The organism is Nocardia beijingensis NBRC 16342 (genome assembly GCF_001612785.1).
GTDB lineage: Bacteria > Actinomycetota > Actinomycetes > Mycobacteriales > Mycobacteriaceae > Nocardia > Nocardia beijingensis.
On sequence record NZ_BDBC01000007.1, the window covers coordinates 38,145 to 58,846 of the forward strand.

General features: G+C 66.3%; 22 protein-coding genes and 1 pseudogene. 12 read left to right on the plus strand and 11 right to left on the minus strand.

What is annotated here, in order from left to right; translation table 11 throughout:
- Positions 1-233 precede the first annotated feature (233 nt).
- The 4 genes from NB3_RS03130 (at position 234) to NB3_RS03145 (ending at position 2,459) form a co-directional block, all read left to right on the plus strand.
- On the plus strand, positions 234-677 hold the full coding sequence (locus tag NB3_RS03130; RefSeq protein WP_244891747.1) for a VOC family protein: 444 nt from the start codon (positions 234-236) through the stop codon (positions 675-677).
- Positions 670-1,473, plus strand: a complete 804-nt coding sequence (locus NB3_RS03135; RefSeq protein WP_157111468.1) for a MerR family transcriptional regulator — start codon at positions 670-672, stop codon at positions 1,471-1,473. The genes NB3_RS03130 and NB3_RS03135 overlap by 8 nt, the downstream gene beginning before the upstream one ends.
- A 319-nt stretch (positions 1,474-1,792) precedes the next feature.
- Positions 1,793-2,149 (plus strand): type II toxin-antitoxin system RelE/ParE family toxin, encoded by a 357-nt coding sequence (locus tag NB3_RS03140; protein WP_157111495.1) that lies wholly within the window; start codon positions 1,793-1,795, stop codon positions 2,147-2,149.
- Entirely contained in the window at positions 2,139-2,459 is a 321-nt protein-coding gene (locus NB3_RS03145; protein ID WP_067796167.1) for a helix-turn-helix domain-containing protein, read from the plus strand. Before NB3_RS03140 ends, NB3_RS03145 begins: the two co-directional genes overlap by 11 nt.
- 74 nt (positions 2,460-2,533) lie before the next feature.
- On the opposite strand, the gene NB3_RS03150 is transcribed toward NB3_RS03145, so the two are convergent.
- The 5 genes from NB3_RS03150 to NB3_RS03170 all read right to left on the minus strand — a co-directional run bounded on the left by NB3_RS03150 (position 2,534) and on the right by NB3_RS03170 (position 5,759).
- Positions 2,534-3,538, minus strand: coding sequence for a serine/threonine protein phosphatase (locus NB3_RS03150; protein WP_067796170.1), 1,005 nt, complete (start codon positions 3,536-3,538; stop codon positions 2,534-2,536).
- Between the two features lie 242 nt (positions 3,539-3,780).
- Complete coding sequence (locus NB3_RS03155; protein ID WP_067796172.1) at positions 3,781-4,368, minus strand: hypothetical protein; 588 nt, start codon at positions 4,366-4,368, stop codon at positions 3,781-3,783.
- 56 nt (positions 4,369-4,424) lie between these two features.
- Complete coding sequence (locus NB3_RS03160; RefSeq protein WP_067796175.1) at positions 4,425-4,967, minus strand: hypothetical protein; 543 nt, start codon at positions 4,965-4,967, stop codon at positions 4,425-4,427.
- 86 nt (positions 4,968-5,053) lie between these two features.
- The gene (locus tag NB3_RS03165) at positions 5,054-5,275 is read right to left on the minus strand and encodes a hypothetical protein (protein ID WP_067796177.1); all 222 of its coding nucleotides are present in this window, start codon (positions 5,273-5,275) and stop codon (positions 5,054-5,056) included.
- A gap of 4 nt (positions 5,276-5,279) precedes the next feature.
- Positions 5,280-5,759: a DNA-directed RNA polymerase subunit beta gene (locus NB3_RS03170; RefSeq protein ID WP_067796179.1), complete on the minus strand. Its 480-nt coding sequence runs from the start codon at positions 5,757-5,759 to the stop codon at positions 5,280-5,282.
- 253 nt (positions 5,760-6,012) lie between these two features.
- Here NB3_RS03170 and NB3_RS03175 point away from each other — a divergent pair, with 253 nt between their 5' ends.
- The 5 genes from NB3_RS03175 (at position 6,013) to NB3_RS03195 (ending at position 11,204) form a co-directional block, all read left to right on the plus strand.
- Positions 6,013-6,903, plus strand: coding sequence for a DUF5753 domain-containing protein (locus tag NB3_RS03175; RefSeq protein WP_067796182.1), 891 nt, complete (start codon positions 6,013-6,015; stop codon positions 6,901-6,903).
- On the plus strand, positions 6,893-7,099 hold the full coding sequence (locus NB3_RS03180) for a DUF397 domain-containing protein (protein ID WP_067796187.1): 207 nt from the start codon (positions 6,893-6,895) through the stop codon (positions 7,097-7,099). Before NB3_RS03175 ends, NB3_RS03180 begins: the two co-directional genes overlap by 11 nt.
- 391 nt (positions 7,100-7,490) lie before the next feature.
- Positions 7,491-8,021 (plus strand): lipoprotein LpqH, encoded by a 531-nt coding sequence (locus NB3_RS03185; RefSeq protein WP_067796190.1) that lies wholly within the window; start codon positions 7,491-7,493, stop codon positions 8,019-8,021.
- 99 nt (positions 8,022-8,120) lie between these two features.
- Positions 8,121-8,921 carry a hypothetical protein gene (locus tag NB3_RS03190; protein WP_067796192.1) on the plus strand — a complete coding sequence of 267 codons (801 nt, stop codon included), beginning with the start codon at positions 8,121-8,123 and terminating at the stop codon, positions 8,919-8,921.
- A 216-nt stretch (positions 8,922-9,137) separates the two neighbouring features.
- Positions 9,138-11,204 carry a PhoX family protein gene (locus NB3_RS03195; RefSeq protein ID WP_067796196.1) on the plus strand — a complete coding sequence of 689 codons (2,067 nt, stop codon included), beginning with the start codon at positions 9,138-9,140 and terminating at the stop codon, positions 11,202-11,204.
- A gap of 104 nt (positions 11,205-11,308) precedes the next feature.
- Here NB3_RS03195 and NB3_RS03200 read toward each other — a convergent pair whose 3' ends face one another.
- Positions 11,309-12,046, minus strand: a complete 738-nt coding sequence (locus NB3_RS03200) for a glycoside hydrolase family 25 protein (RefSeq protein WP_067796199.1) — start codon at positions 12,044-12,046, stop codon at positions 11,309-11,311.
- A gap of 73 nt (positions 12,047-12,119) precedes the next feature.
- Positions 12,120-13,457, minus strand: a complete 1,338-nt coding sequence (gene ggh / locus NB3_RS03205) for a glucosylglycerate hydrolase (protein ID WP_067796202.1) — start codon at positions 13,455-13,457, stop codon at positions 12,120-12,122.
- 228 nt (positions 13,458-13,685) lie between these two features.
- Here ggh and NB3_RS03210 point away from each other — a divergent pair, with 228 nt between their 5' ends.
- Positions 13,686-14,375, plus strand: a complete 690-nt coding sequence (locus NB3_RS03210; protein WP_067796205.1) for an SDR family oxidoreductase — start codon at positions 13,686-13,688, stop codon at positions 14,373-14,375.
- A 35-nt stretch (positions 14,376-14,410) separates the two neighbouring features.
- A pseudogene (locus NB3_RS03215) lies at positions 14,411-14,692 on the plus strand (polysaccharide deacetylase family protein); the annotation flags it as partial.
- Between the two features lie 7 nt (positions 14,693-14,699).
- Here NB3_RS03215 and leuS read toward each other — a convergent pair.
- Entirely contained in the window at positions 14,700-17,546 is a 2,847-nt protein-coding gene (gene leuS, locus NB3_RS03220; protein ID WP_067796207.1) for a leucine--tRNA ligase, read from the minus strand.
- A 163-nt stretch (positions 17,547-17,709) separates the two neighbouring features.
- Between leuS and NB3_RS03225 the strand changes: the two genes are divergently transcribed.
- The gene (locus tag NB3_RS03225; RefSeq protein WP_067796210.1) at positions 17,710-18,117 is read left to right on the plus strand and encodes an SdpI family protein; all 408 of its coding nucleotides are present in this window, start codon (positions 17,710-17,712) and stop codon (positions 18,115-18,117) included.
- A 201-nt stretch (positions 18,118-18,318) separates the two neighbouring features.
- Here the strand turns inward: NB3_RS03225 and NB3_RS03230 are convergent, their stop codons facing one another.
- The 3 genes from NB3_RS03230 to NB3_RS33910 all read right to left on the minus strand — a co-directional run bounded on the left by NB3_RS03230 (position 18,319) and on the right by NB3_RS33910 (position 20,655).
- On the minus strand, positions 18,319-18,699 hold the full coding sequence (locus NB3_RS03230; RefSeq protein ID WP_067796213.1) for a cupin domain-containing protein: 381 nt from the start codon (positions 18,697-18,699) through the stop codon (positions 18,319-18,321).
- Between the two features lie 181 nt (positions 18,700-18,880).
- Positions 18,881-19,468 (minus strand): DUF4276 family protein, encoded by a 588-nt coding sequence (locus NB3_RS33905; RefSeq protein WP_084485701.1) that lies wholly within the window; start codon positions 19,466-19,468, stop codon positions 18,881-18,883.
- 5 nt (positions 19,469-19,473) lie between these two features.
- On the minus strand, positions 19,474-20,655 hold the full coding sequence (locus tag NB3_RS33910; RefSeq protein ID WP_218020520.1) for an AAA family ATPase: 1,182 nt from the start codon (positions 20,653-20,655) through the stop codon (positions 19,474-19,476).
- Positions 20,656-20,702 lie beyond the last annotated feature (47 nt).

Sequence of the window (20,702 nt, forward strand, 5' to 3'; positions counted from 1 at the left end):
TCGGCGCCGCATCCCGCGAAGCCCCAAGCAAGCCGGGAATCTATCGGTCTGTTTCGATGTCCGAGAGGTTGGTGTGGCGCAGGCTCGAGCGCGATGTCTCCGGCGGCTTGACCCTCACGTCGCGTGAGGCTGGAAGGTGGGGTGCATGAGTGACTACTACAACGCGTTCGAGATGAGCCCCCACGCCCGGTCAGGATGCGGTTGCGCCGAAGCCGTTTCGGGGCATCTACGGGATGCCCGCGTTCGCGACGATCCCCACGAGCGATCTGGCGGCTTCGGTGGATTTCTGGACTCGTGGGCTCGGGTTCTTCGAACTGTTCAGTATTCCCGGCAGGGTTGTGCATCTGCGCAGGTGGGCTTTCCAGGACGTACTTCTCGTTCCTGTGGAGAGCGTTCCGGAGCAGCCACCGGCGGTGAGCTTCAGTTTCGCGTGCGTGCTCAACCAGGTCGATTCTCTTGTCGAGGCCTGTCGCGCGTTGCGTCCGGACTCCGTCGACGGTCCACGGGATACTCCCTGGAACACCCGTGACGTCGCGGTGATCACCCCCGAGAACGCACGGATCGTTTTCACCGCGGCGAAGCCTTTCGATCCGGACAGTCAGGAGGCGCGGGACCTCGAGGCCGTCGGGATCAGGGCACCGGGCGCCGGTCGCGGCGACAATGGTGAGCATGCCTGATGCCGCTGACACCGATGGCCTGACCGTCGGTCAGGTCTCGGCCCGTCTGGGCGTGACGATCCGCGCGCTGCACCACTGGGATGAGATCGGTCTGGCCCGACCGTCGCTGCGCACGGTTGCCGGATACCGGCTCTACACCGCTGGTGATCTGGAACGACTGCACCGCATCGTCGTCTACCGCGAGCTCGGACTCGGCTTGGACCGGATTCGGGCCATCCTGGACGATTCGGCCGCAGACGTGCCCGCCGCATTGCGCACGCAGCGTGCTCAGGTCGCCGAACGGATCGACCGCCTCCAGCGACTCAGCGCCGGACTGGACCGGATGATCGACGCCCACGAGCGCGGCCTGCTGCTGACCGTCGAGCAGCAGGCCGCGATCTTCGGCCCCCGGTGGGACCCCGATTGGCCCGCCCGTGCTCGTGAGCGTTACGGAGACACGACGCAATGGCAGCAGTACGCCGAACGCGCGGCATCTCGCGGGCCGGAGGAATGGCAGGCCATCGCCGATGCCGTGGCCGAGTTCGACCGCGCCCTCGGGGACGCGATGGACGCCGGCGTCGAGCCTGGAAGCCCGGAAGCGAATCGACTCGTCGAGCGGCACCGTGAAGTTTTCGCTTCGTACTTTCCCCTCACCAGGCAGATGCAGGTCTGTCTCGGCCGCAGGTACGAGGCCGATCCGGGATTCGCCGCCCACTATGACGGCATCCGCGCAGGCCTTGCCGCGTGGTTCCGTCGAATCATCGACGCCAGCGCGCGCGCCCACGGCATCGACCGCGATACCGCGACCTGGCAGTAGAGCGCGGTGCGCCTGTGCGTGCAGCCTGACTTCGCGACCACATAGCTTCGACCAAAGCGGTGTGAGACATGCAGACCGAACACGATCCCAAGTTCCTCGGCCCGCATGAGCACTCTCTCGGTGACGTCATCAACCGGTAGGCCCGCTGACGGCGCTGTGCCGCCGGGACCAGCGCGGACGGTCGGTCTGCCTTCACTCCACATGAGGCGGATGGGCACCCCAACCTGCTCTCCGCAGCGTCTCCAGGGAGTTTCAAGCGGGAGGGTAATATAATGCAGCTGTTGTACAATGCTGCTGTTATATTCGGCACGTGTGGACTGTGATATTGACGGACGAGGTGGAAGAGTGGTTCGTCACCTTGGCCCGAACCGATGCCGAGCAGGCGGCTCGGGTCGAAGCGGCTATCGACACGCTTGCCGACGAGGGGCCGTTGCTCGGTCGCCCGCTGGCGGACCGGATCAAAGGGTCGGAACTGCACCACCTGAAAGAGCTTCGACCGTTGGCGACCCACATCCGCATTCTCTTTGCCTTCGATCCCGACCGTCAGGCGATCCTGCTGGTCGCGGGAGACAAGGCCGGGCAGTGGAAACAGTGGTACATCGACAATATTCCACTAGCCGAAAAGCGCTATCAACGATGGCTCGACGCGAAGGACAGTGAGGACGATGGCACGTAGTTGGAAGGACGTGAAGGCTGACGTGCATGCGCAGGGACTCATCGATCCGGCGCATGTCACCAAGGCGAAGCGAGAGATCGAAGGCGCGCAGCGGGCTTACCGACTGGCGCAGGTCCGTAAGGCTCAGGCACGCACACAGACTGAGATCGCCGAGGCGATGGGTGTCACGCAGGCGCGGGTGTCCAATATCGAGCGGGGCGATATGTCACATACCGAACTCGGCACGTTGGCAGCCTATGTTCGTGCGCTCGGAGGAAAGCTGCGTGTGGTGGCTGAATTCGGCAACGGTGACACTTTGGCTTTGGAATAGCTGCCCCTGCGCCGGGGTCGACAAAGGGCCGTACAGGGCGAGAAGTGAACAGGACGTAGAAGGCCTCCGGGACCTCACACGCGGGGATACTCGGCGTGGACGTCGCCGTCGAACAGTCTCCAGAAGAAGGCGTTCATCTTCGCGGCGGTAGGTGCGTGGCGGGTCAGGATCGCGGCCACGGCTGGTGGCACGTCGTCCGGGATGTGGCCGGTGGCGCACTGGCGGACGTATTCGTTGCGGGCGACGGGGCCGCCGCTGGACGGCATCGGGACTTCGCAGACGTCGGCCACCAGCCAATTGACCAGGCGCATGGAGGAGTAGCTGGCGTCATGGGTGGCGTGGCGTTCTACGAAGTCGCGCTCGGCGGCTGACAGGTCGAATCGTGGCGAGGTCGCCAGCCCGAAGTCGCTGAGATAGATGCGCTCCATGTCGGTGCGCAAGTTGCCGAAGTGCCAGTCCATGTGCAGCAACTCTCGATCGCGCAGGAACGCCACGATTTCCGAGAACTGCCGCTCGACTGTGGCGGCCTTACCGGCCGGGTCCTCGCGCAGCCAGTCGGCTATCGGGTGTGGGATGTATTCGCAGAACAGCACGAGGCTGCACGGCGCGGCGGCCAGCGCTTCGAGACGGGTCCGGACGGCGGGGTAGCCGCCCTGGGCGGCGACCACCGCGTCGATGTCGGCGTGTTCAGCTGGGACCGGCGATCGGCCGGGTAGTACCCGCCAGTGGTAGAGCACCGGGAACCCCTGCGTCTCACCGGCCAGAACGCCGTCGGTGACGATGACGTTCGCGGCCAGCTCTCGCCATGCGCTGAAACTTGGGCCGCCGATGCCGTACTGGCAGAACAGCGGCACGTCGAACAGGTTCGCTGTGGAGCCCGGCTCGGCGAGTTCCCGTTCGGTCAAGGGGATGCGCTTGGTGAACACCGGCACGCCCTCGACGTCGATGCGCGCCGTACCGCCGCCCACACCCAGGCTCGTAACTCGACCGCTGTCTACCAGCTCAGCGAGCTCGGCATCGCTGCGCGAAGCCAGGGACGCCGAGAGCCGTTGGTAGAGCGCCAACCTGGCGGCTGTCATCACACCATTGTGGCACTGGCCCGGCTTTTACCTGGGTAGCCGTTGGCCCTGAGGTACCGGCCGACCAGCCGCACAAGCTGATCACGGAAACTCCACCCTTCTCGAAAGCCCCTCGGTCGCCGCAACCTCCCGATCGGGAGGATTGCGACGATCGCGGGAACTCGCCAATATCCAGGCCGTAGAGCCTCGTTCTGACTGGTCGGGCGCTCTCGTCGTCGGCGGCAAACCGACCGCACACTGGGCTACGGTTGTGCCGGCCGGACTTCGCTCGCTTTGCGGTACTTTCCGTGCCCGCCTTCGCCGACGACCCATGTCACCGGCATGCCCGGCGTGATGAGTTGTTCGTCGCCCTGGTACTGCCAGAAGGAGAACCATACGTCGCCGGAGTGGCTGGCGATGAGTCCGTCGTAGGTGTCGGGCAGCCACCACCGGACCACGCCGTCGAGGCTGGGATCAGGATCTTTCGCTGTCTTGACCTGACCGAACGGTATCAAGCCACCTCGCCCACGCCATCCGTCGAGAGTGGGAAGCAACGGCTGGTCCCCACCCGCGGGGTCGGCGGGCCAGATCTTGCCACTGCGGGACAGGACGTCGTCGTGGACTTCCCGGGCCAATCTGCACGCCACGCCGTTAGGGGTGAGCTCGCCGGGGGTAGTGCCCATCAATACGTTCAAGGCCGGGACGGTGAATTCGATAAACCACGCCGGTGGATCGGCCAGCCGGCGAAGACGCTCGGGGATCGTTTCATCGATGCGAACCTCGAAGCCGAAAGCCGACTCGATGTCGGCCGCCAGCAGGTCGGCGCCTCGCCGTGCTGTCTCCTGGTTCATTGGGTGTCCTGCCGATCAAGGGATGGTGCAACGGTTGATGAGTTTCACCGCTGGTTTCACGGACCGTCATACAGTCTTTCGTTCGGCAAGCGGCGTAAGCCGGTTGTGTCGCCGAGGATCACCTCTACGGAGTCGACGAACCGTCGTCGGTGTTGCTCTTGGAGGAACCATAGGGCGGATGTGAGGCACGCGGCGAAGTCCAGGCGGTGGCCGTCGATTACCACCGCCAGGCGTACGTCCGGCTGCTCCGGGTGCGGTGATACCTGGTCTCGGGTGTGCTCGAGGGGCGGTTGGTGCTTGCGCCGCACGGCGGATTGTGTACGCGTGACTTGCATGATCACTCTGTGACGAAGGAGATCGCAATCATGCTCGGCCTCCGTGGATTTCCTGATTTTGTAGAGCGCCGCGATGTAGGTGGCGCACGTCATGGGTGGGCAGTCTTGGTGATGGTGGTAGGCCGTACGCGCGGCCTCGTAGCTCTGCATCGGCCAGTGCGGGTTGTTGTGGTCCAACCAGGAAAGAGTCCGGGCGAGGACGTTGGTGTCGTAGCACGGCCCGTTCGACTCGGCGTCGATGTCGGCATCGCCCTCGGCGGCCATTGGTGAACACCTCCCACGAGACGGCGGCGTAGAGCCGCGACGGAAATTTCGGTGTTTGCTGCGATTTGCTCTGGATCGACCGCTGTTTACGCCGGAACCAGATCCGGGCGCACCCACGGATCGCGGCGCGGTTCGGTCAGGTCACACAGGCGCTCGATATCGGCATCGCATGGAACTGATCGATTCGCTGCGAGTTCCAGATAGAGCTTCTCCGTACGGGTGACGCGGTACTCGAGGATCGCCGTGCTCACGAAAAAGCAGATGGCGAGCCAAGAGACGACCCCGAAGGCGATGAGCACCGGCAGCATTGCGCTACCGGCCATAGCGTGGAGTCTGGGAAACCACTCCGGACCAGGCCCGTACGGCCTCGACGACAGCAAGACCGGACGGAAGGAAAGCATTGCGAGCCGGGACAACCCATTGCCGGATGGAGCCGTTCGGGCTAGGGGAGGGGAGCGCGATGACGGCTCCCTCTCGCGCGATGCTCACGTCCCTGCGGAACATCTCGGCGAACAGCTTGACGTCGTTGTCTTCGATGTCGGGACGGACCAGGAACGTCCAGCGACCCGAACGCGGATGTCCGACAATCGGTCCGATCGCGACGCCGCCGCTTTGCATATGCGCTTTCACCGCTCGGCCCAACCTGCTGGGCATCGTCACCGCCCACACCGACCCGGCGCGCATCACGATCCGTCCGAGTTCCGGCGGGTCGATCACGGCGTTGAAGCCGCAATTCCTGCGATAGAACATGCAGCGGGACAACGGTGTGTCCCCGAACGCTCCTTCATCCATCGGCAGACCTCAACTCACATCGAAGGCGGGTAAGGTGCGCCCGGCCCGGCCACCCAGGCTGGGAAGTGACCGGCGTCGGGAACGTGAGCGGACGATCGCCATCACTCGCTCATGCCGCCGGGCGCGCTACCAAGGAGACACCCACAACACGCCTTGCTGCGACGATTTCAACGCGAACGTTTCCAAAAATCCGGTGCCGTTTTAGTTGTTGTTGCATCCTTGTTCGAGTTGCAACGCACTCCGAAAGGTCGAGATGGCAACAGATTCCACAATCGCGCGGCGCATGCTCGGCATGCAGCTGGAGACGCTGCGCGAGCGGGCCGACATCACCAGAGAGGCCGCAGCGGCCGCGATCGCCTCGGCTCGGTCAACGATCTGGAAGATGGAGACGGGTCAACCCGTCCGCTTCAACCCGGTCCTGATCGAGCGGCTGTGTCAGCTCTACAACGCCACGGAGAAGGAGACCCAGGTCGTCCTGGAACTGGTCAAGGAAACTAAGGGCGCGAAGGGTTGGTGGCAGGCATTTACCGACGACACGATTCCGAAAGACTTCAACCTGTTCGTCGGCCTAGAAGATGCAGCCAACCGGATCACCTCGTACCAGACGACGTTCTTGCCGGGCCTGCTGCACACTGAGGAGTACAAGCGGGCGCTGATCTGGACGGAGTTTCCGAACAAGCCTGCCGAGGATGCCGAACGCATGTTGCAGGTCGGACTCAAACGCCGATCACGGCTCACCGACGAACGCAATCCGCTCACCTTGAACGTGTTTGTCGATGAATCTGTGCTTCGACGCACGACAGGCAACACCGAGATCATGACTGCCCAGCTCCGACACTTGTTGGAGGTCGGACAGTTGCCGAACGTATCGATTCGTGTTGTGCCGACGACAGTGGGTGCCTACCGCGCTCTGCTGGTCGGCATATTCGTGCTGTTGGAGTTTCCGCGCCACCCGACCGCAGATTTGACGGTGCCACCTGTGGTCTATGTGCAAGGTTTCCTGGGCGACTTGTACCTTGAGAGCGCAGACGAGGTCCGGCAGTACCGTCAAGCCTGCGCCGAACTGGACCGTCTGGCGCTGGATGAGGCAGGCAGTCGAGCCCTCATCTCCAAGATCGAAAAGGAGTATGACAGTGCACGTTGACCTATCCGGTGCCAAGTGGTTCAAGAGTCGCCGCAGCAGCGGGTCGAAGGATTGCGTCGAGGTGGCGTTTCTTGACGGCGGTCAGGTCGGCGTCCGTGACTCGAAGAATCCGACCGGCCCGGCGCTGGTGTTCACCCCCGGCGAGTGGGACGCGTTCACCGCTGGCGTGAACGACGGCGAGTTCAAGCGCCCGTAGCACTAGCGATCACCACGGCCCGGCCCGCTGTCCTGATGGACAGTGACCGGGCCGTTTTCGTTGTATCTGTTGAGCGAAGAGTCGCGACGCAGACAGCCGCCAAGCGCAAAGGCGGCACGTATCAAGATCAGCGGCACACGGTGGAGACCCCTTCTCGCGAAATGCCACAGCCATGTGCCACTCGACGGCAGGGCCGGGTGGCCTGGTGCCGTCGCGTTCGAGGGCGACTGGGCCGGGGTTGCGTGGGGGTGCGAGTCTTCTACCAGCGGTAATGCTGAAAACCTGGGATCGGTAGGGGGCGAATCGTTCGTACCTTTTTCTCAACGGCCCAACAGGAGGGCCGGAGAACAGGACCAGGGGCGCCGCCCCTCGAACGACAAGGACACAGACCATGAACGCCACTTCGCTCCGCATCGCCGCCGCCGCTTTCGCCGCCACCGCCGCGGTCGCCGTGCTCACCGGATGCGGTGACAGCAAGGGCAGCTCGCCCGCCGCGCCCGCGCCGTCCTCGGCGCAGCCGGCCGCTCCGGCGGGGAAGTCGGTCGCTTCGGTCGACGGCAAGACCTTCGACGCGAAGTTCGACACCACCTGCGCCAAGCAGGGCGGCACCCTGGCGCTCGCGCTGACCGACACGGCGAACTCCGCCTACGGCAACCTCTCGGTGAGCGCGACCATCACCGACTCGAACACCGTGCAGGCGGTCGCGATCGCGGGCAGCAAGGGCGGCGACAACGGCCTGCCCTACGCGGTGGGCTTCGGCAACGGCATGCCGGGCGGCTCCGCGAAGGTCGTCAAGGACGGCAACACCTTCAAGGTCACCGGCGAGGGCGTCGGCGCCCCCGACCTGACCAACCCGCTGGCCGGGCCGAAGACGTCGAAGTTCGACATCACCTTCGCCTGCTCGTCCATCGTCGGCGCCTGATCGCCGCATGCACCCCGATCCGCCCCCGTCATCCCGGACCCACACCGGGATGACGGGGTGCGGCGAATCCCGAAACCTCGCAAACCAAAAGGAAACGCCATGAACAAGTTTCGTCTGATCGCCCTCGCCCTCGGCGCCGCCGCGATCGGCTACTACGTCTACCACGCCGTCACCTACGTCCCCACCAGCGAATGGGAGCCCGCCGGAATGGGTTGGCTCGGCTTCGAAATGGCGCTGCCGATCATCGCGCTCACCTTGGTCCCCATGGTCTTCGCGTTCACCGGCGAAGGCATCATGAGCGCGCTGACCGGTCGCAACAGCGCGGAGTTCCGCGAGGGCATGACCGGCCTCGGCACCGTCCGATCGGTGCGGCAGACCGGCGTCACGGTCAACGACCAGCCGCAGGTTCGAATCGAGTTCAGCGTCGAAGGCGCGGACGGCAAGATCTTCCACTCCTCCGCGAAGATGATCGTGCCGTTCACCGAGCTGGCCCTGCTGCGCGCCGGGGTGGTGCTGCCCGTGCGCTACCTGCCCGGCCGGACCGACCGGGTGGAGGTCGACCTGTCCGGCGACGCCTCCGCCGCGCAGAACGCGATGAACGAGTCCCTGATCCGCAAGGGCATCACCACGCGGCACAAGCTCGACATCGCCGAGCGCGGCATCGCCACCCAGGCGGTGGTGCAGTCGCTGTCGGTCACCGGAAACATCCGCGACGGGCACTCCGAGGTCGAGCTCGGCCTGGTGGTCACCCGGCCGGACGGGTCGAGCTTCTCGACCCGGGTGACGAAGTTCCTCGCCCCGGCCAGCGTCGGCCAGGTGCAGGTGGGGCGCGTCGTGCGGGCGCACTACCTGCCCGAGAACGAGAGCGGGGTCGTCATCGCCCTTCCGGTGAACGCCTGATGCGTGAGCCGGGCCGGTTCCACCGAGCACGAGGCAGCCGCCATTCGACACCGCGTCGATTCGAGATCATCGAATCGGCGCGGCTTTCGTCTGTTCCCAGGCCTGGCGGTCGGGCAATTCGAGGGTTACCTAGTTGGGCGGTTGTTCACTTTGTCGTCCCTTCCGGATGGTCCGGATGGTTTACCGTGCGGCCATCGGCCCAACCCAGGAGTCACCGTGAGTCTTCAGCCACTCGCCCTTTTCGTGAAGCACGACGGACAGTCGTCGCGCGCCGCCGTGACATGTGAGTACAAGTGCGCGAACGCGTGCTTCCACGCGGCGCCGAACACCTCTTCCGGCGCCTACTTCGGTGACATCGTCAGCTCGCTGAACCGGCGCGGACTGATCAAGGGCGGCGCGGCCGCCGTGCTCGCGGTCGGCGCGGGCAGCGTCCTCGCGGCCTGCGGTGACGACAGCGAGCCGACCACCGTGGGCTCCACCTCGCCCGCGGGGCCGCCCGGAACCGGCACCGACTTCGCCGCCGTCGCGCCGAACAAGGAGGACGCTGTGGTGATCCCGGACGGCTACGAGCAGTGCGTCGTGATCCGCTGGGGCGATCCGCTGTTCCCGGACGCGCCCGCCTTCGACTTCGACAAGCAGACCGCCGCCGCGCAGGCGAAGCAGTTCGGCTACAACAACGACTTCGCCGCTCTGCTGCCGATCGAGGGCCAGGCCAACGGCTATCTGCTGGTGGTCAATCACGAATACACCACCAGCCCGCACATGTTCCGCGGCTACAACAAGGACGCGCCGACCGACGAGCAGATCGCGGTCACCATGGCCGCGCACGGCTTGAGCGTGGTGGAGGTCCGAGGCGAATCCGGCTCCGGCAAGCTGGTTCCCGCCTTCGGCAAGTACAACCGCAGAATCACGGCGAGCACCGAGTTCAAGCTGACCGGTCCGGCCGCGGGCAGCGACTTCGTGAAGACCTCGGCCGATCCGACCGGCACCAAGGTGCTCGGCACCTTCGCCAACTGCTCCGGCGGCCTGACGCCCTGGGGCACCGTGCTGTCGGGTGAGGAGAATTTCCACGGCTACTTCGCCAACGCCGACAAGGTGACCGAGTCGGCCGCCGCCGCGCGGCTGAAGCGCTACGGTTTCGCCGCGGGCAAGACCACCAACCTGTGGGAGCGCGCGGACAAGCGTTTCGACCTGGCGCAGGAACCCAACGAGGCCAATCGCTTCGGGTACGTCGTCGAGGTCGATCCGTGGGATCCGAACTCGACGCCGATCAAGCACACCGCGATGGGCCGGGTGAAGCACGAGGCCGCCACCATCTACGTCACGAAGAACGGCGACGTCGTCTCCTACACCGGTGACGACGAGAAGTTCGAATACATGTACAAGTTCGTGTCCTCGCGCAAGATCCAGCCGGGCACCGGCGCGGCGAGCATGCGGCACAACCTGACCATCCTGGACGCGGGCACGCTGTATGTCGCGAAGCTCTCCGGCGATCACGCGGACAAGATCGACGGTACCGGCGCCAAGCCGTCCGAGAAGGGCTTCACCGGCACCGGCCAGTGGATTCCACTGCTGGAGACCGGCGCGGACGGCAAGGGCAAGTCGCTGGTCGACGGTATGAGCGCGGAAGAGGTGGCGGTGTTCACCCGCCTGGCCGCCGACAAGGTGGGCGCCACCAAGATGGACCGCCCGGAGGACTTCGAGGCCAGCCCCTACACCGGCAAGGTGTACGTGGCGCTGACCAACAACGACAACCGCGGCGCGGAAGGCAAGCAGGGGCCGGACGAGGCGAACCCGCGCAAGCTGAACAAGAACGGCCAGATCCTGGAGATCGACGACACCCACACCGGCACCACGTTCACCTGGTCGCTGCTGCTGGTCTGCGGCGATCCCGCGGCGGCGGACACCTATTTCGCCGGTTACGAGAAGTCGAAGGTCAGCCCGATCTCCTGCCCGGACAACCTGGCCTTCGATCCGTACGGCAACTTGTGGATCGCCACCGACGGCAACGCGCTGAAGTCGAACGACGGATTGTTCTCGGTGGTGCTCGACGGCCCGAATCGCGGACAGACCAAGCAGTTCCTCACCGTTCCGCGCGGTGCGGAGACCTGCGGTCCGGTGGTGAGCGAGGCGCGGGTCATGGTGTGCGTGCAGCATCCCGGCGAGGCCGACGACGCGACCCCGGACAACCCGTTGTCGCACTGGCCCGACGGCGGCACGGCCCAGCCGCGCCCCTCGGTCGTGGCGGTCTGGAAGAAGGCAGGCGGCCGCATCGGGGTCTGATACCGCAGCCGCGGCGCTCCGGCCCCCTGCAACCACGGCCTCCCTCCGCGGCTCTCCCCACGAGTGGGGCCGCTACCCGACTGGGCGGGTAGCGGCCCCGCTCCCTATCCGCTGCCGGTGCCGCCCATGTTGGCGTAGCCGGCGAAGGCGCCTTGGGCGCCGCTGTAGACGTTGAGGTCGACGCGGCCCTCGATGCCCGGGATGGCGCCGCTGTCGGTGGTCTGCCAGAACGTCCAAGTGGACCAGCCGCCGGGGACCTCGGGTTGGGCGTTGCCGCGGTAGTCGGCGATCCACAGGGGGTACTGGGCGAACTCGTGGGTGTCGGCCATCGCGGTGCGCCAGAAGACGGGATAGGTGTAGACGATCGGGACGCGGCCGGTGAGCGTTTCCACGGTGTTCAAGTAGCGGCGGGTCCAGTCGATCAGGGCGGCCGGGGCGAGACCGCCGGTGACCTCGAGATCCAGCACCGGCGGCAGATCGAGCGGCCCGTTCTGGCCGAGCGCCACCGCCGCGTACAGCGCGGCTTGCGGTTCGGGTGGCAGGTTGGGCCGGGCGTAGTGGTAGGTGCCGCGAGCCATTCCGGCCGCGCGCATCAGCAGGCTGTCGGGCACGAAGTACGGGTTGATGTAGTTGAGGCCCTCGGTGGCCTTGACCATCGCGAAGTCGTGGCCGGAACGTTTGACCGCGAACCAGTCGATCAGGGCGCCGTCGGTGTGCTGCCAGGAAGAGACGTCCGGACCGGTCGGCGTCGCGGTCGCCGGTAGCGTGGCGACGAGAACGCCGGACAGCGTGATCAGTGACAGCGCCGCGCCGCGGCGGGTGGTCGACCTCCAGATGCCCATGCCGGAGGACGATAGCCATTCGCTCTGGCCGTTACCAGTGTGACAGCTGGGGTGTCAGAACTCTTCTGAGCTCTCACCCCAGCCAATCCAGCACCGACGCCGCCGTCCACGACTGCTGCATGCTGCCGAGCGGTTCGCCGGTGAACGGCTCGTAGTACTCGGCGAAGCTGCCGTCACTGGCCTGGCGCAGGCCCTCGGCGCGCAGCATGAACGAGCGCTCGGCCCAGCCGCGCCGGGCGAAGACCCACGAGAACAGCCAGCTCATCACCGGCCACACCGGCCCGCGCCAATACTCGCGGGAACGGAAATCCTTGGACACCGGCGAGGTGGAGGGCGGCAGCGCGTAGCGCAGATCCGGGTGACCGCAGAAGCGCGGACCCTCGAAAAGGCGCAGCAGAGCGCGCTCGGTGTCGCGGGGGAGGCCGCCGCACAGCAGCGGCGCGAACATCGAGAGCGTCTCGGTGTTGATCCACCGCTGCAACCGCACGTCGAAGTCGCGGGCCGCGCCGGTGCGCGCGTCGGTCGTGGCGACGACGCCGGCGCGGAACCGGTCGGCCCACGCGTAGAGGTCGCGCACGTCGGCGCGCGGTTGCTTGTACTCCTCGCCGATATTGGCCAAGACCTCGCAGGCCAGCGCGAAGATCCCGGTGACGAACACGTCCTCGACGGCGAAGCTCATGGTCGAGGCCAGCTGATAGTCGTCGTAACCCGCTCGGCGCATCTGCTCGACCAGCCACAGGTAGCGGTCGTACTCCCGGTCGGTGGGGCGCTGGGTCGGATCGGAGACCACCAGCACGTCCTCGCGGCGATAGGGCGGCAGGTCACCGGGGACCACGTGCTCGTAGGCGCGATCCCAGCGCGGCGAGTTGTCCATCCCGGACTCCCAGCCGTGGTACAGCGTGATGCGGCCGGTCTCCTTGGGATCGCGGGCGTGCGCCAGCCACCGGTGCCAGCGCACCAGATCCGGCCAGCGCCGGTTGAGGAACTCCTCGGCCACCGACCTGGTGCTGCGGCCGTGCCTGCGCGAATGATCCAGAATCCGCTGCACCGCGATGGCGTGCACGGGCGGCTGCGTGATCCCCGAGGTGTCCGGGCCGTCCGGCGCGTTGGCCGCCAGCTTGCGGCACTCCCAGCGGGCCGGGCCGGGGAAATAGCCGTCCACGCCGTTGGCGAAGACGATGTGCGGGATCATGCCGTTCTTCCACTGCGCGGACAGCAGGGTGTCCAGCTCGACCACGGCGCGTTCCACGCTCAGCGGCGCGAGCCCGACCGCGACGAACGCCGCGTCCCAGCTCCACATGTGCGGGTACAGCCGGGGCGCCGCGCTGGTCATGGTGCCCAGGTCGTTGCCGCGCAGCAGGTAGGCAGCGCGGGCCGCGAGCTGGGTGGGGGTGAAGCCCGGATGCGCCATCCCCCTATTCTGCGATGTCACCCGCAGATATGCCCGCTCAGCGGTGTTCGTTTCGTCTCCATCCGATCGGCCTGTGGCCGCTTCGTCTTCGGCGGTTCTCACTTTCGCACGCCCCGTCCGTGATTCGCTGCCCGAGATTCTCGCCCCGATTCGGCCCGCAGCGCTAGTCGTTCGTCCAGTGCTACGGGTTTTTACGCCTTCTTCGCCCAGCCGGTTACGGTGGGGCCCATGAGTTCCGTCGCGTCCTCGAAACCGACCGCGTTGATCACCGGCGCCAGTCGCGGCCTCGGCGCCGCGATCGCCAGGGAACTCGCGCCGACCCACGATCTGCTGCTCGGCGCGCGATCGGCGCAGTCGCTGCGCGGCATCCTCGCCGAGTTGCCCGGCGCGCGGGGCTGGCCGGTCGAGTTGACCGACTACGCCGCCCTCGCCGACGCGGTCGCGCCGATCCGGAACCTGAATGTGCTGGTGCACAACGCGGGCATCGCCGACCTCGGCACGATCGCGGAATCCACCGTCGAGCAGTGGCGAAACACATTGGAAGCCAATGTTATCGCGGTCGCCGAACTCACCCGGCTGCTGCTGCCCGCGCTGCGGGAAGGCCAGGGGCACGTGGTGCTGATCAACTCCGGTGCGGGGCTGCGCGCCAACGCGGGCTGGGCCTCCTACGCCGCGAGCAAGTTCGGACTGCGCGCCTTCGGCGACGCGTTGCGCCTGGAGGAGCCGGAGTTGCGAGTCACCTCGATCCATCCCGGCCGCATCGACACCGATATGCAGCGGGCGATCATCGCGGGCGAGGGGCGCGAGTACCGGCCCGAGGACTTCCTCACACCGGAGACTGTGGCGTACACGGTGCGCACTGCCATCGACACCCCCCGCGACGCGCACCCCACCGAGGTCGTCCTCCGGCCGTACTGACGTCGCATCGCGCTACGAGGCGCTCGCGCCTGCGGCGGCAATCCTTCGGCAGGCACAACGCCACAGTCGACCGGGTGGCCGCCGACCTCGGCTACACCGTGCCCACCATGTGGTACGGCTCACTGTCCGACTCCGGCGTGATCACCGAGGAATACCTGATCGAATGCGCGCGGCAGTACTTCCAGCCGCAGACGATCGTCATCGGGCACGCCAACGCGCCCGCCGTCACCCACTGCTACGGACAGCTGGTCGACATCGTCGAGGAGCGCAACCTGTCCATGGTCACGCTCGACGACGTGCTGCTCCCGCCGCGCTGACCCGCCGTCAGGCGACGATGTTCACCAGGCGCCCCGGCACCACGATCAGCTTGCGCGGCGGCTTTCCGTCGAGCAGCGCCGCGATCTTCTCGTCGGCCAGCGCGGCCGCCTCGATCGCCGCGTTGTCCGCGTCGGCCGCCACCTGAATCCGGCTGCGCACCTTGCCGTTCACCTGGATCGGGTACTCCACCGACTCCTCCACCAGGAGCGCGGGATCGGCGACGGGGAAGGGGCCGTGCGCCAGCGAACCGGTGTGGCCCAGGCGTTCCCACAGCTCCTCGGCGATGTGCGGGGCCAGCGGCGCCAGCATCAGCACCAGCGGCTCCACCACCGAGCGCGGCGCGCCGTCGGGGTAGCTCTTGGTCAGGTGGTTGGTCAACTCGATCAGCTTGGCGCCCGCCGTGTTGTCGCGCAGCGCGGCGAAATCCTCGTCGACGCCCGCGATCGTCTTGTGCAGCAGGCGCAGCGTCTCCTCGCTCGCGGACGCGTCGGTGACCCGCACCGCACCGGTCTCCTCGTTCACCACCAGACGCCACACACGCTGGAGGAACCGGTGCGCGCCGACGACGTCCTTGGTCGCCCACGGACGCGAGGTGTCCAGCGGACCCATCGCCATCTCGTAGAAGCGGAAGGTGTCGGCGCCGTACAGATCGCACATCTCGTCCGGGGAGATGGCGTTCTTCAGCGACTTGCCGATCTTGCCGTACTCCTGGCGCACCTGGATCTCGGCGCCGGTGGCGTCGGTCCAGAAGAACTTGCCATCGCGCTCGACCACCTCGGCCGCGGGCACGTACGCGCCGCGCTCGTCGGTGTAGGCGTGCGCCTGGATGTAGCCCTGGTTGAACAGCCGCCGATAGGGCTCGCTCGCGGACACGTCACCCAGGTCGAACAGCACCTTCTGCCAGAACCGGGCGTAGAGCAGGTGCAGCACCGCGTGCTCGACACCGCCGACGTACAGGTCGACGCCGCCCGGGTCGTTCGGTCCGCCGACATCGGTGCGCGGGCCGAGCCAGTACGCCTCGTTCTCCTTGGCGCAGAACGCCTCGGTGTTCGTCGGGTCGGCGTAGCGGAGCTCGTACCAGGAGCTGCCCGCCCACTGCGGCATGACATTGGTGTCGCGGCGGTAGCGCTTGAGCCCGTCGCCGAGATCCAGTTCGACTTCCACCCAGTCGGCGGCCTTGGCCAGCGGCGGGGAGGGTTCGGAATTCGCGTCGTCCGGGTCGAAGGTCACCGGGGCGAAATCGTCCAGCTCCGGCAGCAGCACCGGCAGCATGGATTCCGGCAGCGCGTGGGGCGCGCCCTGCTCGTCGTAGACGATCGGGAACGGCTCGCCCCAATACCGCTGGCGCGCGAACAACCAGTCGCGCAGCTTGTATTGGATGGTGCCCTTGCCGTGGCCGTCGGCCTCCAGCCGGGCGATCATCGCCGCTTTGGCCTCCTCGACGGACAGGCCGTCGAGGTAATCCGAGTTCACCAGCGCGCCTTCGCCCGCGTGGGCGCCGTGCTCCAGATCGCCGCCGCTGATCACCTCGACGATCGGCAGGCCGAGCACGGACGCGAATTCCCAGTCGCGATGGTCGTGCCCGGGGACGGCCATGATGGCGCCGGTGCCGTAGCCGCTGAGCACATAGTCGGCGATGAAGATCGGCACGGCCGCGCCGTTGGCCGGGTTGATCGCGTAATTGCCCAGGAAGACGCCGGTCTTCTCCTTGTTCTCCTGGCGCTCCAGATCCGACTTGGCCGCGATCGACTTGCGGTAGGCCGCCACGGCCTCGGCCGGCGTCGCGGCGCCCTCGTTGGTCCACCTGGGGTCGGTTCCGGCCGGCCACGCGGCGGCGGTCAGCTTGTCGACCAGCTCGTGCTCCGGCGCGAGCACCACGTAGGTGGCGCCGAACAGGGTGTCGGGCCGAGTGGTGAAGACCTCGATCTGCTCGCCGTCGGCGTCGAACTTCACCTGCGCGCCGCGGGATCGTCCGATCCAGTTGCGCTGCATGGCCTTGACGTTCTCCGGCCAATCCAGCCGCTCCAGGTCGTCGACCAGGCGATCGGAGTAGGCGGTGATGCGCATCATCCACTGCCGCAACCGCTTGCGGAACACCGGGAAGTTGCCGCGCTCGCTGCGGCCGTCGGCGGTGACTTCCTCGTTGGCCAGCACCGTACCCAGGCCGGGGCACCAGTTGACCATCGAATCGGTCTGATAGACCAGGCGATACGAGTCCAGCAGCGTGGCACGCTCGGCGGCCTGCATCGCGTCCCAGGACTTGCCGTCGGGCACGGCCCGCGCACCCGACGCGAACTCGGCTTCCAGCTCGGCGATCGGGCGGGCCCGGTTCAGCTCCGTGTCGTACCAGGCGTTGTAGATCCGCAGGAAGATCCACTGCGTCCAGCGGTAGTACTCCGGATCGGTGGTCGCGAACGACCGGCGCCGGTCGTGGCCGAGACCGAGGCGGTCCAGCTGGCGCTGCATCGTGGCGATGTTCGACTCGGTGGTGTCGCGCGGGTGCGCGCCGGTCTGCACCGCGTACTGCTCGGCGGGCAGGCCGAAGGCGTCGTAGCCCAGGGCGTGCAGCACGTTGCGTCCGTGCATGCGGTGGTAGCGGGCGAAGACGTCCGTGGCGATGTAACCGAGCGGATGCCCGACGTGCAGGCCCGCGCCGGAGGGGTACGGGAACATGTCCTGGATGAACAGCTTGTCGGGCGGCGTGCGACCGGCTAGCGGTCCCACCGGGTTCGGCGCATGGAAGGTTCCGCGTTCGTCCCACGTCCGCTGCCACCGGCGCTCGATGCGGCCGGCAAGCTCCGCGTTGTACCGGTGCTCAGGTACATCGCTTTCGGTTGCACGTGTGTCTTGCACGGTCCTGCCTTCTTGTGGTCGCCGATCCCCGACAAACTTCGTCTATCAGGGTAGAACGTCGCGTCGGCAGGACCGAAAATCGGGCTGGCCTGCGGTTGCGGCGGGGTTCGCCGGGACGCCGCCCGTCGGAGGGCGCACGGCGCCGATGCGCTAGCCTGCATGAGTGTTCGTCGTCGCTCTCGTCCTGTTCGTGCTGGCTGTGGTGGCCGTCGCAACCGGAGCACTCGGGCTGACCGGCCGGTTGCCCCGCAATCGTTTCTTCGGTGTCCACACCGAGGTCGCGCTGTCGACGGACGAGACCTTCCGCGTCGCCAACCGCGTCGCCGCTCCCACCTCGATCGCGGCCGGGGCGCTGCTGTTCGCCGGTGGTCTGGTCGGGCTGGCCGCGGACGGCTTCATCGCGCTGGCGGTCGCGGCCTGCGCCGCCGTCGTCGCGCTGTTCACCCTCGGCGCGGGCGCGAACGCCGCCGCGCAGGCGGCCGAAGCCATCGCTCCGCCGCCGCAGACCGGTGGTTGCGGCAACTCCTGCGGCGCCTGCTCGCTGCGCGACGCCTGCCAGCCCGCGAGCTGAACCGGTCGCCCCGCCTCTGCCACGTCGCGCTGCTGTCGGCTCGCGAGCTGAGGCCGGTTGACTCGCGTCCGCGCACTATGCCGGCCTCGGCCCGCGAGCTGAACCGGCCCCCCGCCTCCACACCTGGTGCCCCGCGAGTGAGACCGATTGCCCCGCGTCCGCGCACTATGCGATGCCTGCCAGCCCGCGAACGGTGTGCGGTCAGCTTGCGTCCGCGCACTCCGGCGGGGGAATGCTGCGGGACAACGGACTGCCGACCGGCGTGACGTAGAGCACGCACAGCAGTACCGGCACGGTCCCGAGATTGCGCGCGACGTGCGGGTAGCGCGGCCCACTGGGTTCCCGGAACACCCGCCAGCGCCGGTAGGTCACCGGCGCGCAGTCCGCGCCCGGATGATCCAGCGTCCCCCGCGCGACCAGCACGAACAGCGTCCCGTCGTGGTAGTGCCACCCGCTGCTGCCGCCCGGCTCGATCAGCGTCTGGCGCAGTATGACCGCTCGCCGACCCAGCGTGAACCGGAACAGGACCCGGCTGGCCGTCCCGCGGGCGGGCGGCGCGTTCACCTCGAATTCGGACCACACGCCTCGATCGAACCATCCCCCTCCGCGCCTCGCACTGGCCTCGACTGCCGCCCGTCGACCCGCTGTTGCCGCCGACGCGACGATCCAGCCGGTCGACGGATCGCTCGTAGAAAGACCGGGGCGAATCCGTTCGCAAGGCATCCGCGCGGATGGTTGCAGTTAAGAAGGGCCACCCAAGCTTCTATACGGTGGGGAAGGAGTTCACAATCAGGCGAAGCTCTTTATCCAACTTTCGTAGCCAACGTAGGCGAAGAGCCTCATCCAGATCGATACGAGCGGTCAATCTCGCCTGTTCTTGAGTCTCGCGATACCGACCGTCGATCAGAATCGAACGAATCCGTTCCTTCGCTCCGCGAATGGTTTCCGGGTTCTCGATGGTAGGAGTGCCGGTCTTGGTCAGCCCCACCTCGGCGAGACTATCGGCCGCTGCAAGAAAAATGGATTCGTACTCACGTTGGGCGGAAATTACCACTACCGGACAAGCCGCTCCTGCCGCTTCTCCAGCCGACGAAACGGACTGCGCTAGTTCAACCGGGCAGGCGTCGTCACTGTCCAACACGATGATCACAGCACCGAAGTCCTCTACGCGCAATGAAGCAAGTTTAATCGCCCGGGAGAGCTCCTTTTCTCTGACCATCTGATCGCGTGGAATCCTGACAGGTGGCGCCACTCGCAGAGAGTAGAATCCTATTCGTTCCAAGAGGCGCCGTAGAAGAATTGGCACAGCTTGCGCATCGCCGTGTCCCTCGACGATCGGAGCGAGTATCATCGAATTCAAGAAGCACCCTCGAAAAGCCGCATCTGACTTGACTCAGGATCGCTTTCGCCTTCGTCGGGTAATAGTTGATTTATACGCAGAAGCTCCCCCGGTGTATAGAGGTGGTCTCGTAGAGCGGCTATCCCCGCCCGGTCGGGCCGTGCAAGTCGGGTCGTTCCCTCCTCGGCAGTTACCGCGATTATTTGATCATCCCCTATGTCCGAGGAATCGAGTAGTTCGGGACTATGGCTGCTGGCCAGCACTTGCCGGGTTTCACTGGCCTCGAGGAGAGCATCGCGAAGCACGTCTGCAGCGGCAGGATGGAGAGCGACCTCTGGCTCTTCGATCGCGATGAGCGGAAGATTGTCGGTCGTGGCCGGTACTTGGAAGAGCGCGACAAGCACACCGAGCGCCCGCAGGGTCCCATCGGACATACTGGCGGCGGAGAACCGCCAAGAATGGCCGCCTCCTTGCACATTTTGGCGAAATTCTAAAGTCTCTTTAGGACCGAGGTTCACTCTTGCCACCGAAACTATGCCGGGCACTACAGTCGCCAGGTAACTCTCTATACGCTCCTTGGCTTTCGGGAATCGATGCTCGAGGCGTCCGAGCACACTGGCAACATTCGCGCCATCCCGAAGCAGAAGTTCTCCCGCATCTGGCGATTGAAGCTCGCGAACGGCGTCGGGATTGAGGTTGTAGAAACCCATCTCACTCAGGCCGTCGTATATCGGTCGATACAATGGATTTCCCGACAAGGCCACGAGTAGCAGCCGATCTTCGCTCACCGCTGGCAGCGTCTTTTCGCTGGAATCCACTACCCTGCCGCGCTCGACCCGGTACCAGCAAGACGGCGTCTCCATATCGACATATTCGACACGGCACTCCTCTTTGGTGACCGCATATGAGCCGCCTTCACGAGATCCGATTTCGAAAGCGTAGTGTCCTGCGGTATTCGCCGACGCGAAATCAAGACGAATCGAGAAATTTCGAGGGTGCCCCGTGGACCTCCTGCGAACCTCGGAGATTCCGCCGCGGTCTCGCAGCGCATGATCCAGCGACGTACGGAGGGAGTCGGCAACCAATCTCAGGGCATCAATGAAATTGCTCTTTCCTGATCCGTTCGGCCCTACCAAGAATGTCAGCGAGCCAAGCCTGACATCACAAGCCGCGACGCTGCGATAATTCTTGATCCGCACGCGCGTAATCCGAAACCCTGCCACTTCACCTCCGCTGTTCGGGTACT